9 protein-coding genes are annotated in these 13,948 nt (G+C 73.3%); 7 read left to right on the plus strand and 2 right to left on the minus strand.

The features are described from left to right. Positions 1 to 31 precede the first annotated feature (31 nt). Positions 32 to 2,935 (minus strand): glycosyl hydrolase, encoded by a 2,904-nt coding sequence (locus tag ACFY00_RS28130; protein ID WP_388034357.1) that lies wholly within the window; start codon positions 2,933 to 2,935, stop codon positions 32 to 34. 307 nt (positions 2,936 to 3,242) lie between these two features. Between ACFY00_RS28130 and ACFY00_RS28135 the strand changes: the two genes are divergently transcribed. The 5 genes from ACFY00_RS28135 to ACFY00_RS28155 all read left to right on the plus strand — a co-directional run bounded on the left by ACFY00_RS28135 (position 3,243) and on the right by ACFY00_RS28155 (position 9,448). Further along, positions 3,243 to 4,547 (plus strand): extracellular solute-binding protein, encoded by a 1,305-nt coding sequence (locus tag ACFY00_RS28135; protein WP_388034359.1) that lies wholly within the window; start codon positions 3,243 to 3,245, stop codon positions 4,545 to 4,547. A gap of 93 nt (positions 4,548 to 4,640) precedes the next feature. Then, positions 4,641 to 5,600 (plus strand): carbohydrate ABC transporter permease, encoded by a 960-nt coding sequence (locus ACFY00_RS28140; RefSeq protein ID WP_388034361.1) that lies wholly within the window; start codon positions 4,641 to 4,643, stop codon positions 5,598 to 5,600. 4 nt (positions 5,601 to 5,604) lie between these two features. After that, positions 5,605 to 6,507 (plus strand): carbohydrate ABC transporter permease, encoded by a 903-nt coding sequence (locus tag ACFY00_RS28145; RefSeq protein ID WP_388034363.1) that lies wholly within the window; start codon positions 5,605 to 5,607, stop codon positions 6,505 to 6,507. 57 nt (positions 6,508 to 6,564) lie between these two features. Next, positions 6,565 to 8,007 carry a GH1 family beta-glucosidase gene (locus ACFY00_RS28150; RefSeq protein WP_388034365.1) on the plus strand — a complete coding sequence of 481 codons (1,443 nt, stop codon included), beginning with the start codon at positions 6,565 to 6,567 and terminating at the stop codon, positions 8,005 to 8,007. Positions 8,008 to 8,092: 85 nt separating this feature from the next. After that, positions 8,093 to 9,448: a hypothetical protein gene (locus ACFY00_RS28155; RefSeq protein ID WP_388034367.1), complete on the plus strand. Its 1,356-nt coding sequence runs from the start codon at positions 8,093 to 8,095 to the stop codon at positions 9,446 to 9,448. 84 nt (positions 9,449 to 9,532) lie between these two features. On the opposite strand, the gene ACFY00_RS28160 is transcribed toward ACFY00_RS28155, so the two are convergent. Then, a complete protein-coding gene (locus ACFY00_RS28160) occupies positions 9,533 to 10,408 on the minus strand; it encodes an NmrA family NAD(P)-binding protein (RefSeq protein ID WP_388034369.1) in 876 nt (291 codons plus the stop codon). A gap of 179 nt (positions 10,409 to 10,587) precedes the next feature. Here ACFY00_RS28160 and ACFY00_RS28165 point away from each other — a divergent pair, with 179 nt between their 5' ends. Both ACFY00_RS28165 and fusA read left to right on the plus strand, forming a co-directional pair. Continuing rightward, on the plus strand, positions 10,588 to 11,403 hold the full coding sequence (locus ACFY00_RS28165) for a LysR family transcriptional regulator (RefSeq protein ID WP_388034371.1): 816 nt from the start codon (positions 10,588 to 10,590) through the stop codon (positions 11,401 to 11,403). A gap of 413 nt (positions 11,404 to 11,816) precedes the next feature. Then, the gene (fusA, locus tag ACFY00_RS28170) at positions 11,817 to 13,916 is read left to right on the plus strand and encodes an elongation factor G (protein WP_388034373.1); all 2,100 of its coding nucleotides are present in this window, start codon (positions 11,817 to 11,819) and stop codon (positions 13,914 to 13,916) included. The last annotated feature ends 32 nt before the right edge of the window (positions 13,917 to 13,948 follow it).

Genomic DNA, 13,948 nt, shown 5'->3' on the forward strand with positions numbered 1-13,948 from the left:
GCGGGCCGGGCGGGCCGGTGGGAGGGGCGGGTCAGTCGAAGGGGATCCGCAGCACGGAGGCGCTGCCCTGGGACTGCGTGGCGCCGGTGCGCAGTTGGGCCGTGGCGTTGCCGAGGGCGGGCCAGACCTCGACCTTGACGGTGCCGTTGCTCAGGTTGGTGAGCGGGGCGCCGGTGCTGGCCTGCAGGCCCGCGGCGGCCGCGCCGTAGCGCTCCCAGCCGGGGACGGGGTCGGTGGCGAAGTAGCGGTAGGTCTCGGTCCGGTCGATGGTGCCGTTGCCGTCGAAGTCGTAGGAGACGCGGGCCTGTTGGGCGAGGGCGACGGTGGAGCCCGCGTCCACGTACAGGTCGAAGTCGGTGCTGCCGCCGGGGCGGAGGGTGCCGGTGAGGTGGCCGATGGTGTACGTCAGCGGCTGGTAGGGCGTGCCGTCGTGGTTGGCGCCGCCGCCGGAGGCGATGGTGCTGCTGGTCGCGCCGCTGCCGTAGGCGGTGGTGAGGGCGCCGTCGGGCTGCAGGTAGAGGGTGTTGGCGCGGGTCTGCGGGGCGGTGGAGGAGGCCGAGGGGGAGGGGGACGCGGAGGCGGACGCGGACGGGGACGGGGACGGAGAGGCGGACGGGGAGGGCGAGTTGGTGGCGCCGCCGGTGCCGCCGTCGGGCTTGGTGCCGCGTTCGGAGGCGGTGGAGCGGGCCGGGACGGTCAGGGTGTAGCCGTCGGAGAAGCGCACGGTGCGGGCGGCGGTGGTGTAGTTGTGCGCCACGTGGGTGCGGGTGGTGCCGTTGACGAAGACCGCGGCGGTGGGGGTGTCGGCGGTGGTCGCCGGGTCCAGGGTGCCGAGGGTCGCCAGGTTGTAGATCCAGTGGTAGGTGTGGGCCTTGGACTCGCCCTCCTCGGGGGTGTAGCCGCCGTTCCCGGCGTCCCAATCGGCCTTCGCCGCAGCCGGGTTGGTGAGGGCCTCGGCCTCCCACAGCAGGTCGCGCCAGTCGGTGAACGCGCCGCCGTTGTTGGCCTTCAGCTCGGCCAGGTTGGCGGCCAGGTCGTCCTTGCGGCGGGCCAGGTAGAGCGAACCCGAGGTGACGGGGAGGAAGTTGATGCCGTGGATCATGCCGGGCGCGGCCGTCCACCAGGTGGAGTAGGCGGCGCCGGAGCCCCAGACCATGCCGACGGTGGAGTGCTGGAAGGAGGACGGGAAGACCTGGTGGTCGGCGTCGAACCAGTTCTGCTGAACGGAGTTGGCCTCGGTGGTGTACAGGTAGACGCCGAGGTCGCGCAGCGAGGTGTCGCCGGTCGCGGCGCCGAACAGCAGCAGTCCGGCGCTGAAGTTCAGCGACTCCGAGGAGGACTCCTCGTTGTTGCCCGCGGCGAACCCGGCGTGGCCGGAGGCCCAGCCGTGGCCCTCGTACGGGTCGAAGTTGCGCAGCCAGGGGAATCGGGCGTCGGTGCGGTCGGTGTTGGCGGCGTCCTTGGCCAGCAGCTTGACCATGCCGCCCCACTGGCTGTCCGCCGCCCAGGCGGTGTCGTAGCGGGCGACGGTGGCGGCGGCCTGCACGAAGTAGCCGTAGTGGAAGTGGTGGTCGTTGAGTTCGGCGTCGGTGCCGTAGGAGGCCGGGTAGCCGATCAGGGTCTTCCAGGTGGAGTCGTACGCGAAGCCGGGTGAGCCGGTGCCCGCGAACCAGGTCTGCAGCTTGCCCTTCATCAGCCCGAGCAGCTTGTCGCGGGCCGCGGTGTCACCCAACTGGTCGACGATGGGCACCAGTTGGGCCATCCGGCCGAGCGCCTTGCCGACCCAGTAGGTGTCGGTGGCGCCGTTGAACGGGTCGCTCGCGTCGGAGACCTGGTGCAGGGAGGCGTCCAGCGCGGCGCGGTCGTACGCACCGGCGTCGGGCAGCGAGGGCAGCACGCCGGTGACGGTCTGCACGGTGGAGAAGGACGAGCCCTGGCGGACCTTCATGGGGCCGCGCGGCGAGACGTAGCCCAGCGTCGTGAGGGCGTCCGGGGTGGCCTGCCACTGCTGCGGGTAGAGCGCGAGCAGGGTGCCGGTGCCGGTGCCCTCCTGGGCGGTGGTGGTGGCGGTGAAGGTGGTGGTGAGCCTGCCCGCGGCCTGGTCGTAGCTCCAGCCGACCTTGGTGTCGGTGACGAAGTTGTAGGCGTAGCCGCGGAACTGCGCCAGGTCGGCGGTGGAGGGCAGCAGGGCGACCGAGTAGTAGTCCTTGCTGCCGAGGTTCGCGGTCAGGGTGGTGCCGTTGACGCTCCAGCTGCTGCCGGTGGGCGCGAACAGGCCGTAGTTGTGGCCGCCCACGGTGATGCCGAGCACGCTGCCCTGGTTGCTGAAGACGGTGGGCGCCGAGGCGGTGGTGACCTGCGCGGCGCCGCCGGTGGCGTGCGCGTACACGTACGGCAGGCCGTGGCCGACGGTGGCGCTGAAGGTGTGCGCGCCGTCCGCCCAGTACGGGGTGACCGTCCAGTCGGACCAGCCGTCGACCTTGGTGTCGGGGGAGTTCAGGCCGGCCACGCCGAGGGTGAGGTCCCGGGTGTGGGTGTAGTCGTACTGGCGGCCGTCGGAGGTGACGGTCGGCGCGGTGGGGTAGCCGACCTCCAGGCCCGCGGCCTGGGCCTTGAAGGTCATCGGGTGGGCGTAGAGGTTCTCCGAGTACGGGTTGCCCGCGTAGCGCTGGTAGATCAGCGAGGACCACCAGTCGTTGGTCGGGGCGGCCTGCCCGGCCATCCGCGCGGTGACCTTGGGGGTGACCGGCGCGCCGTCGGAGTTGCTCGGGCCGACCGTGCCGGCCGGGCGGGTGTCGGTGTAGCCGCCGAGCCCGACCCGGACGGTGGCGGCGGAGGCGCTGCCGGCGCCCAGGGCCGCCGTCAGCGTGGCCGCGGCGGCCAGCGCCAGGGTGGTCAGGGCGGTCGTGGGACCGCGCAGGGAGCGGAGCTTCATGATCGTGTCCACCTTGAGTGGGGGCGGGTGGGGCCTTATGAGAGCGCTCTCAGCCAGCGGACCGTATTGGTGGGCCCGAAGGGGTGTCAACCGCCCCGACACAGACTGATGCGTTCAGGAAACGAAAGCCCAGGTCGGCATCGCTCGGAGATTACGTTCAGGTTTCGAGGGCTTGACGGGCGAACTTCCGCCCCGGCAGTCTCTCGGCATCGGTTGAGAGCGCTCTCAGAAATTGGGCGTCCGCCGGTCGGCACCGTTTCCTCTTCTGCACTCCACCCACGCTCCCGCCCCGCCTGGAGGCATTCGCATGGCTACCCCGAGAGTCCGCCGCTCCACCGCTGTCCTGGGCAGCACCGTCCTCGCCACCGCGCTCCTGCTCAGCGCCTGCAGCTCCGGCGGCAGCGGGTCCAAGGACTCCGCCGACGGCAAGGTGACCATCACAGTGGACCTGTTCGGCACCTTCGGGTTCAAGGAGGCCGGGCTCTACGACGAGTACATGAAGCTCCACCCGAACGTCACCATCAAGCAGACCGACACCCAGGACGAGGGCCAGTACTGGCAGGCGCTGCAGACCAAGCTCGCGGGCGGCGGCGGCCTCGCCGACATCCAGGGCCTGGAGGTCGGCCGGGTGGCCAGTGTGGTGCAGAAGCAGGCCGACAAGTTCACCGACCTCAAGACCCTCGGCATCGGCGACGTCAACGACGGCCTGGTCGCCTGGAAGGGCGCCGCGGTCAAGACCGCGGACGGCAAGGTCCTCGGCGCGGGCACCGACATCGGTCCCGAGGCGATCTGCTACCGCACCGACCTGTTCAAGGCCGCCGGGCTGCCCACCGACCGCACCGAGCTCGCGCAGAAGTGGTCCACCTGGCAGGGCTACCTCGACCTCGGCAAGCAGTACGCCGCCAAGGCCGAGGCGGGCAACGCCTGGACCGACAGCGCCGCGGGCATGTTCACCGCCGAGGTCGGCCAGCAGAAGGTCCGCTACTCCGACGAGTCCGGCAAGGCCGTGTACGACAGCAGCCCGGCCGTGAAGACCGCGTGGACCGACGCCACCGCGCTCGTCGCCGACGGCCTGTCCGCCAAGCTCGCCCAGTGGACCCCCGAGTGGAACAAGGCCTTCTCCACCGGCAAGTTCGCCACCCTCTCCTGCCCCGCCTGGATGATCGGCTACATCAAGGGCCAGGCCGGCGACGCGGGCGCGGGCAAGTGGGACATCGCCCCCGGCCCCGGCAAGACCGGCAACTGGGGCGGCTCCTACCTGACCGTCCCGCGCACCGCCAAGCACCCCAAGGAGGCCGCCGAGCTGATCAAGTGGCTGACCGCCAAGGAGCAGCAGGCCACCCTCTTCACCAAGCAGGGCTCCTTCCCGTCCTCGACGGGCGCGCAGCAGACCATCAAGGACGTCACCGACCCGTACTTCAACAACGCGCCGATCGGCCAGATCTTCAGCGAGTCGGCCAACGCGATGCCCGCCCAGGTGCTCGGCACCGACGACGGCGTGATCGGCAAGGCGTTCACCGACGCCCTCGGCGAGGTCGAGCGCACCGGCACCGCGGCCGACACCGCCTGGAAGCACGCCCTGGACAACGTCAAGAAGGCCAACGGCAACTGACGGACCGTCAGCTCAGGTAGTCAACCCGGGCAGCCCGCCCCCGCCGTCCCCGTGGCGGCGGGGCCGGGCGGCCCCCGTCGAAGGACCCCGCCCATGGCCCTCAGCTCCACCGCCCGGCTGCCCGCCGCGAAGCCCGGCGGACCCGCCCGGCCCGCCGAGCGGCCCGGCCGACTGCGCCGCCGGATCGCCCCGTACGGCTTCCTCGCCCCGTTCTTCGGGCTGTTCGCCGCGTTCGGGCTCTTCCCGCTGCTGTACACCGCCTGGGTGTCGCTGCACCGGGTCGAGCTGCAGACCTCCGACCGGATGGACTGGCTCGGCCTCCAGAACTACAGCCGCCTGCTGTCCGACCCGTTCTTCTGGAACGCGCTGCGCAACACCTTCACCATCGGCGTGCTCTCCACCGTCCCGCAGCTGCTGATGGCCCTGGGCCTGGCCCACCTGCTCAACTACAAGCTCCGCGGCCGTACCTTCTTCCGCGTCGCGATGCTGATGCCGTACGCCACCTCGGTCGCCGCCGCGACCCTGGTCTTCGCCCAACTCTTCGGACGCGACTACGGGTTGATCAACTGGGTGCTCAGCAGCATCGGGTTGAACCCGGTCGACTGGCAGGCCGACACCTGGGCCTCCCAGTTCGGCGTCTCCGCGATCGTCACCTGGCGCTGGACCGGCTACAACGCCCTGATCTACCTGGCCGGAATGCAGTCCATTCCCGGCGAGCTGTACGAGTCCGCGGCCGTCGACGGTGCCTCGCGCTGGCAGCAGTTCCGGCACGTCACCATCCCCGGGCTGCGCCCCACCATCGTCTTCACCGTGGTCGTCTCCACCATCGGCGCGACCCAGCTGTTCGGCGAACCCCTGCTGTACGAGGGCAACTCCGGCGGCGGCATCTCGCACCAGTACCAGACCCTCGGCCTGTACCTGTACGAGCAGGGCTGGACGTTCTTCCACCTCGGTCGGGCCGCGGCCGTGGCCTGGGTGATGTTCCTGCTGATCGTGCTGCTCGCCCTGCTCAACGCGGCGATCGCCGCCCGCCGCAACCGTACGGACCGGTGACCCGATGACCCACGCGACCACCCAGGTACTCGACAAGTCCGTTGCGGCGCAGCGCAGTTCCCCGCGCAGTTCCCCGCGCAAGGCGCGCTCCCCGCTGCACGGCGGGCCGCTGGCCTACGCGGTGCTGATCGGCGCCACCCTGCTCGCCGTCTTCCCGTTCTACTGGACGCTGGTCGCCGCCAGCCGCTCCAACTCCGAACTCAGCGCCGCCACACCCGCGTTGACCCCCGGCCCGAACCTGTTCCACAACATCGGCGAAGCCCTGCAGCAGGCCGAGATCGGCAAGGCGCTGCTCAACTCGCTGATCGTGGCGAGCGTGGTCACCGCCGGAGTGGTGCTCTCCTCCACCCTCGCCGGGTTCGCCTTCGCCAAGCTGCGCTTCCGCGGCCGCGGCGCGCTGCTCGCGCTCACCGTGGGCACCATGATGATCCCGCCGCAGCTCGGCGTGATCCCGCTGTTCATGGTGATCGTCAAGCTCGACCTGCAGAACAAGCTGCCCTCGGTGATCCTGCCCTCGCTGGTCTCCGCGTTCGGCGTCTTCTTCATGCGCCAGTACCTGGTGCAGGCGCTGCCGGACGAACTCGTCGAAGCCGGACGGATGGACGGCGCCTCGCTGCTGCGGATCTTCCGCTCCGTCGTGCTGCCCGTCGCCCGCCCCGGCATGGCCGTGCTCGGCATGCTGACCTTCATGGCCACCTGGAACGACTTCTTCTGGCCGATCGTCGCCCTCAGCTCCCAGAACCCCACCGTCCAGGTCGCGTTGAAGTCGCTCGGCCAGGGCTACGTCCCCGACCAGTCCGTGGTGATGGCCGGCACCCTGATCGGCACCCTGCCCGTCCTGGTGGTGTTCGGCCTGCTCGGCCGGCAGATCGTCGGCGGCATCATGCAGGGCGCGGTCAAGGGCTGACGCGCCGTGGCGCCCGATGGGATGACACACCCTCAACTCGTTTGGATGGAACGCGACATGACCGTCGAGACTCTTCCCGTGACCACTTCCGCCCCCGCCCCCGCCCGCTTCCCGGCCGGATTCGTCTGGGGCGCCGCCACCGCCGCGTACCAGATCGAGGGCGCCGCCGACCAGGACGGCCGCACCCCGTCCATCTGGGACACCTTCGCCCGCCGCCCCGGCGCCGTCCGCAACGGCGACACCGGCGACATCGCCGCCGACCACTACCACCGCTACCGCGAGGACGTCGCCCTGATGTCCGAACTCGGCCTGCGCGCCTACCGGTTCTCGCTCGCCTGGCCGCGCGTCCAGCCCGGTGGCCGCGGCCCCGCCAACGAGGCCGGACTCGACTTCTACGACCGCCTGGTCGACGAACTCCTCGGCGCCGGGATCACCCCCGTCGCCACCCTCTACCACTGGGACCTGCCCCAGGAGTTGGAGGACGCGGGCGGCTGGACCGACCGCGGGACCGCGTACCGCTTCGCCGAGTACGCGGGCATCGCCGCCCGCCGCCTCGGCGACCGCATCCCCACCTGGACCACCCTCAACGAGCCCTGGTGCAGCGCCTTCCTCGGCTACGGCAACGGCGTCCACGCCCCCGGCCGCACCGACCACGCCGCCGCCCTGGCCGCCCACCACCACCTGCTGCTGGCCCACGGCCTCGGCACCGCCGCGCTGCGCGCCGAACTCCCCGACACCGCACAGGTCTCGCTCACCCTCAACCTGGCCGCCGTCCGCCCGCTGTCCACCGACCCCGCCGACCTCGACGCCGCCCGCCGGATCGACGGCCTCGCCAACCGGATCTTCCTCGACCCGGTGTTCCGCGGCAGCTACCCCGAGGACGTCCTCGCCGACACCGCTCACGTCACCGACTGGTCCTTCGTCCACGACGGCGACCTCGCCGAGATCTCCCGCCCCGTCGACTCGCTGGGCATCAACTACTACACGCCCACCGTCGTCGCCGCCGAGGAGCACGCGGAGGCCGCCGAGGACGGCCCGCGCGGCGACGGCCACCAGGGCGGCAGCCCCTGGCCCGCCGACCAGGGCATCCGCTTCCTGCCCGCCCCCGGCACCCGCACCGCCATGGGCTGGCCGGTCGACGCCGACGGCCTGTACGAACTCCTCACCCGGCTGCGCGACGACCTGCCCGGCGTCCCGCTGCTGGTCACCGAGAACGGCGCCGCCTACGAGGACTACACCGACCCCAGCGGCGCCGTCCACGACCCCGAGCGGATCGACTACCTGCACGCCCACCTCGCCGCCGTGCACCGCGCCATCGCCGACGGCGCCCCCGTCCGTGGCTACTTCCTGTGGTCGCTGCTCGACAACTACGAATGGGCGTACGGCTACAGCAAGCGCTTCGGCATCGTGCACGTGGACTTCGCCAGCCAGCGCCGCACCCCCAAGGACAGCGCGCACTGGTACGCCCGGGTGATCCGGGACGGGGCGCTGCCGCAGTAGCGGCCGGCCGCCGGGGCGGCGGGGGCGGGGGAGCGGGTGGGCGCTACGCTCTGCTCCCTGATCGAGGGGAAAAGAGGGGGCGGGCATGGGGTTCCTGGCCGAACGCAGGGCCCGGCAGGCCCGGAACAGGGCGGTGCTCGCGGTCGTCGAGGCGAGGCACCGGGCCGGACAGGAGATCGACCGGCTCATGGCCGAGGGCCGCGCCCAGCGCCGGGAGCGTGCCTGGGACGCCGCCGCCACCACCCTGGCCGGGGCCGTCCGGCTCGGCACCGAACAGCTCGGCCCGGACGACCCGAACACCCTGCTCGCCCAGGTCGAGTACGGCCGCACCCTGTCGCTGCTACGCCGCTGGGCGGAGGCCGAACGGGTGCTCCGGACGGCCGTGGACGCCGCCGCCCCGCACTCCGACCGTCTCCGGCAGGACCTCCGGCTCGACGCGCTCGCCGCCCTCGGTACCGTCCTGGTGCGGAGCGAACGGTACGCCGAAGCGGTCGCCGTCCTGGAGGAACACCGGGAACTGGCCCGGCAGTCGGACTGCGACCTGACCGGGAGCCTGACCGCCGAGGACCTGGCGGACGCCTACCTCGGTCTCGGCCGGGAGGCGGAGGCCGTCCGGCTCTACGCCGACACCGCCGCGCACCGGGAGGCGGAAGCGGGTACGAGGGCGGGCACGGGCATGGGCACGGGCACGGGGACGGGCGTTGGGCGGTCCGACGCCGCCGTCCTGCGGCTGCGCGGCAAACTGGCCCGGGCCCTGCTCCGGCTCGGACACCTGGCCCAGGCCGAGCGGGCGGCCCGCGCCGTCCTCAGGGCCGCCGCCGACAACCCGGCGGCGGTCAGCCGCTGGTCCGCCGCGGCCGTCCTCGCCCAGGCGCTCGTGCAGCAGGACCGGGCCGCCGAGGGCGAGGCCGTCGCCCGGGAGGCGATCGCCGAATGGCGGCGGGCCAGGGGGCCGGAGCGCAAGCTCCACGCCCGGCTCGGGCACGTTCTCGCGGAGGCCCTCAACGCCCAGCAACGCCACCAGGAGGCGCTGGAACTGGCCCTCGAACACCTCGCCGCCGGGGCTGCGGCTGCTGCGGCTGCGACGGGCGCGGCGGGTGGTGCGGAAGGCGCTGCGAGCGGGGAGCCCGGTGCTGCCACGGCGTTCCGGTGCGACCTGGCCGCCGCCCAGCTCGGACTGGGCCGCCCCGAGGAGGCCCTGCGGGCCGTCGAGCCGTTCCTCGCCCACTGCCGGGCCGAACGGCACCCGCACGACTACACCGCGCTCGTTGCCGAGACCCTGTACGGCCGCGTCCTGGCGGCGCTCGGTCGCACCGCCGAGGCCCGGGACGTCCTCGCCGCCGGCGCCGCCGGCTGGCGCGAGCGGTACGGACCGGAACACGTCCGGACGCGGCAGGCGGAGCGTGAACTCGCCGCCGTGACCGGGGAGTCGGCCCCCTGAACGTTCCCGCGCCCCGGAGGCTCCCGGGGTGCGGGGCGGTTCAGGCGGTGCCGGGGCGTGGGTGATTCCGGGGTGCGGGGCGGGTCAGGCTCCGGTCGGCGGGGCCTCGAACGTGGTGGCGAACTCCGCGGCGAACGCGGCGAACGAGCGTGCCGGGCGGCCGGTCAGCTTCTCCACGTCCGGGCTGACGTCCGCGGCCCGGCCCGCCGCGTAGTAGCCGTACAGCTCGACCAGGCCCTCCGCGTTCCACCGCGGGTACCCGGCGCCGACCAGCGCCTCCAGCGCCTGCTCCGGGCTCGGCGACACGTACCGCACCGGGTGGCCGACCGTCTCCGCCAGGACCTCCGCCAGCGCGGCGTGGGTCAGCGAGTCGGGGCCGGTCAGCGCGTACACCGCGCCCTGGTGGCCGTCCTCGACCAGGACCGCCACCGCGGCCGCCGCGACGTCCCGGGCGTCCACGTACGAGACCGCGCCCCGGCCGCCCGGCACCGCGAGGACGCCCGTGCGGACCGAGGCCGCCATGCCCAGGAAGTTCTGGAAGAAACCGTTCGGCGTCAGCACCGTCCACGGCAGGCCGCTGGCCCGCAGGTGCGCGAAACCGGCCACGTGCGCGTCCACGAAGCGCGCCCCGGTCGGTTCGCCGTCCGCGCCCGCCGCCGCGTGCAGCACCACCCGCGGCCGACCGCCCGAGCGCACCGCCGCGTCGATCACGTTCCGCTCGTGCTCCACCATCGCCGACTGCGCGGCCACCAGCAGGTACACCGTCTCCGCGCCCGCCAGCGCCGCGTCCAGCGAGGCCGGGTCGGCGAAGTCCGCGACCACCGCCTCGACCCCGGCGTCCCACCCGGCCGGCACCGAGGCCGCGTCCCGGACCAGCGCCCGCACCGGCACCCCGCGCTCCCGCAGGCCGCCGACCACCGCCGAGCCCACCGTCCCGGTCGCACCCGTCACCACGATCATGAACTTCTCCCTGATTCTTCCGCCCCGCCTGCTGACGCGGCGTCAGATCAAAGATCCGGTCAACCCGCCCCGTGATCAAGGCCGTTCCGGCACACAATCCAGTAGCCGTACTCATCGATTAGCCGAGGCCGGGACGGGCCGGGGCGACCGGACCGAACGAACCCGGGGGTGCAACGCCGGTGGAACTCACCGAGATCGAGACCTTCCTCGCCCTGGCCGAGGAACTCCACTTCGGGCGCACCGCCGAACGGCTGCACCTGTCCCAGTCCCGGGTCAGCCAACTCATCCGCTCCCTCGAACGGCGCATCGGCGCACCGCTGTTCACCCGCACCAGTCGCCGCGTCGCGCTCACCCCGCTCGGCGCCCACGCCCACCGCACCCTCGGCGAGGCCCACCGCGGCCTGCGCCGCAGCTACGACGAGGCCGTGGCCATCGCCCGCGGCGTCACCGGCACCCTGCGCCTGGGGTTCCTGGGCTGCCTCAACGGGCCGCCGCTCACCGACACCGTCGCCGCCTTCACCCGCCGCCACCCCGCCTGCCGGGTCGACGTCACCGAAGTGCCCTGGGCCGCCCCGTACGCCGGGCTGCTGAGCGGCGAGGTCGACCTGCTGCTCACCCTGCTGCCGGTCGACGAGCCGGGCCTCGCCGTCGGCGCCGTGCTGGTCTCCCACCCGCGGGTGCTCGCCCTGCGCGCCGACCACCCGCTCGCGGCCCGGAGCGGGATCGACGTCGAGGAACTCGCCGACTGGCCCGTCCTCGACTGCCCCGCCGAGGCCCCCGACACCCTCCGGCACGCCGCCACCCCGCCGTTCACCCCGCGCGGCCGCAGTTGGCCGACCTGTTCGACCGGGCGGTGTTCCCGGCTGCGGCGGAGCCCTGCACGGCGGCGCACCGGCTGCCCGGCGAGTGGTCCGAGTGACGTCCGACTCCCTTGCGGTGCAGCGGAGTTGGCCGGTCCGGAAAATGTGGTGACGGCGGTGGCGGGACGTCCCTAGACTCTGCTCGCTGGAGAACGCCCGGGCCGATCGGCTGACGGGCGCACCGTGATGTGGAGAGGGAGGGACCAGTCGTGCGTGGCACCGCTGCTGTCGTTCCCCCGTCGCGGTTCGAGGTGATCCTGGTGTCCCGGGCGGGCCGGTGCCCGCTGCGCGGCCGGCACCGGTAGGAGCTGCGAGCTCCCGTTCGACCCCGTGAACCTTCCCGTTCCACGCGCTGTTCCACCTGCTGCTCCACCTGCTGTTCCGTGCGCCGTTCGGTGCGCCGTTCGGTGTGCCGTTCGGTGCGTCGGGCGCCCCGGTGGTGGCGGTGCGCGTGCTGCGGGCGGGTGCGGTGAGGCCGGCGGTCGTCGCTCGTGGCGCCGTGAATCGCGCCGCCGATTCCAGGAGCGAACTCCGAAGGGCCACGGGCCATGCGTACCGACCTCGTCACCACTGCTGTCACCACGACCACCGCCACTTCCGCCGCCACCACTTCCGCGATCGGCGTGGTCCGCAACCTGGGCATCCTGGCCCACGTGGACGCCGGCAAGACCACCGTCACCGAGCGGGTCCTCTTCCTGACCGGGGAGACCCACAAGCGCGGCGAGGTCCACGACGGCACCACCGTCACCGACTTCGACCCGCAGGAGCGCGACCGCGGCATCACCATCTTCGCCGCGGCCGTCAGCTGCCAGTGGGACGGCCACCAGCTCAACCTGATCGACACCCCCGGCCACGTCGACTTCGCGGACGAGGTGGAGCGCTCGCTGCGGGTGCTGGACGGAGCGGTGGCCGTGTTCGACGCGGTCGCGGGGGTCGAGCCGCAGAGCGAGTCGGTGTGGCGGCAGGCGGACCGGCACGGCGTGCCGCGGATCGCGTTCGTCAACAAGATGGACCGGCCCGGCGCCGACCTGGACGCCGCCGTCGCCTCCATCCGGGAGAAGCTCCACCCGGCGCCGCTGGCCGTGCAGTTGCCGATCGGCCGGGAGGGCGGGTTCGCGGGCGTGGTCGACCTGGTCGAGCTGCGCGCACTGACCTGGCCGGACGGTGCCGCGCCCGGCGAAGGCGTCCAAGTCGGCGAGATTCCAGAGGAGTTGGCGGCGGAGGCGACCCGGCGGCGACAGGCCCTGGCGGAGGCGGTGGCCGAGCTGCACCCCGCCGCGCTGGAGGAGTACTGCGCCACGGGCACCCTCGCGTCCGGCACCCTCACCGCTGCGCTGCGCCAACTCACCGGCAGCGGACAGGCGGTGGTGGTGCTGTGCGGCTCGGCGTACCGCAACCGCGGCATCGAGCCGCTGCTGGACGCGGTGACCGCGTACCTGCCGTCGCCGCTGGACGTCCCGCCGGTGCGCGGGGAGTTCGACGGGGCACCGCAGGAGCGGGCCGCCGACGCGCGACAACCGTTCGCCGCCCTGGTGTTCAAGGTCTCCGCGGGCACCACCGGTCGGCTCAGCAGCCTGCGGATCTACTCCGGCACGCTACGGAAGGGGGACACCGTGCTCGACGCGCGCACCGGCCGCACCGAGCGGATCGGCCGGATCCTGCGGGTGCAGGCCGACCGGCACACCGAGACCGACACCGCGGTGGCCGGGGACATCGTCGCCGTGGTCGGCGCGAAGGGCGCCAAGGTCGGCACCACGCTGTGCGCCCCGTACGCCCCGCTGGTGCTGGAACCGGCCGTCTCCGCCGACCCGGTGGTGACCGTCGCGGTCGAGGCCCGCCGCTCGGTGGACGGCGACCGGCTGGCCGCCGCCCTGGCCCGGCTCACCGAGGAGGACCCGTCCCTGGTGGTCGGCAGCGACCCGGAGAGCGGGCAGCGGACGCTGTCCGGCATGGGCGAACTGCACCTGGAGGTCGCGGTGGAGAAGCTGCGCCGCGCCGGTCTGGAGGTCGCCGTCGGACGGCCGAAGGTCGCCTACCGGGAGACCCTCTCCACAGAGGTCACCGGGCTCGTCCTGCGGCACGTCAAGCAGGACGGCGGCTCCGGCCAGTTCGCGCACGTCGTGGTCGACGTCGCCCCGCTCGGCGAACCCGGGACGGACGGCTTCGAGTTCCGCTCCACCGTCACCGGCGGACGGGTGCCGCAGGAGTTCGTGCAGGCCGTCGAGGCGGGCTGCCGGGACGCCCTCGCGGACGGCCCGCTCGGGCACCCGGTCACCGGCGTGCGGGTCACCCTCACCGACGGGGCGACCCACGTCAAGGACTCCTCCGACCTGGCGTTCCGCACCGCCGGACGGCTCGCCCTGCGCGAGGCGCTGCGGCGCGGCGGCCCGCTGCTGCTGGAGCCCGTCGTCGAGCTGGTCGCGACGGTGCCGCCGGACGGCGTCGGCGGCGTCCTCGGTGACCTGTCCGCCCGCCGGGGCCGGGTGCACGGCTCCGAGCCGCGCGGTGGCAGCGCGGTGCTGACGGCGACCGTCCCGTTGGCCGAACTCTTCGGCTACGCGGGCACGTTGCGCAGTCGCACGCAGGGCCGGGGCACCTTCACCACCCGGCCCGCCGGGTACGCCCCGGCGCTGCGGGCGCAGCAGTAGCGGTCCGGCGCCGTTGGCGCGCAGCGGTAGCG

It is taken from the genome of Kitasatospora sp. NPDC001540 (assembly GCF_042894345.1).
In the GTDB taxonomy this organism is placed as follows: Bacteria; Actinomycetota; Actinomycetes; order Streptomycetales; family Streptomycetaceae; genus Kitasatospora; species Kitasatospora phosalacinea_C.

Excerpts from the sequence above, each read along its gene's own strand:
- ACFY00_RS28130 (WP_388034357.1), bottom strand. The coding sequence starts at position 2,935 with ATGAAGCTCCGCTCCCTGCGCGGTCCCACGACCGCCCTGACCACCCTG.
- ACFY00_RS28135 (WP_388034359.1), top strand. The coding sequence starts at position 3,243 with ATGGCTACCCCGAGAGTCCGCCGCTCCACCGCTGTCCTGGGCAGCACC.
- ACFY00_RS28140 (WP_388034361.1), top strand. The coding sequence starts at position 4,641 with ATGGCCCTCAGCTCCACCGCCCGGCTGCCCGCCGCGAAGCCCGGCGGA.
- ACFY00_RS28145 (WP_388034363.1), top strand. The coding sequence starts at position 5,605 with ATGACCCACGCGACCACCCAGGTACTCGACAAGTCCGTTGCGGCGCAG.
- ACFY00_RS28150 (WP_388034365.1), top strand. The coding sequence starts at position 6,565 with ATGACCGTCGAGACTCTTCCCGTGACCACTTCCGCCCCCGCCCCCGCC.
- ACFY00_RS28155 (WP_388034367.1), top strand. The coding sequence starts at position 8,093 with ATGGGGTTCCTGGCCGAACGCAGGGCCCGGCAGGCCCGGAACAGGGCG.
- ACFY00_RS28160 (WP_388034369.1), bottom strand. The coding sequence starts at position 10,408 with ATGATCGTGGTGACGGGTGCGACCGGGACGGTGGGCTCGGCGGTGGTC.
- fusA (WP_388034373.1), top strand. The coding sequence starts at position 11,817 with ATGCGTACCGACCTCGTCACCACTGCTGTCACCACGACCACCGCCACT.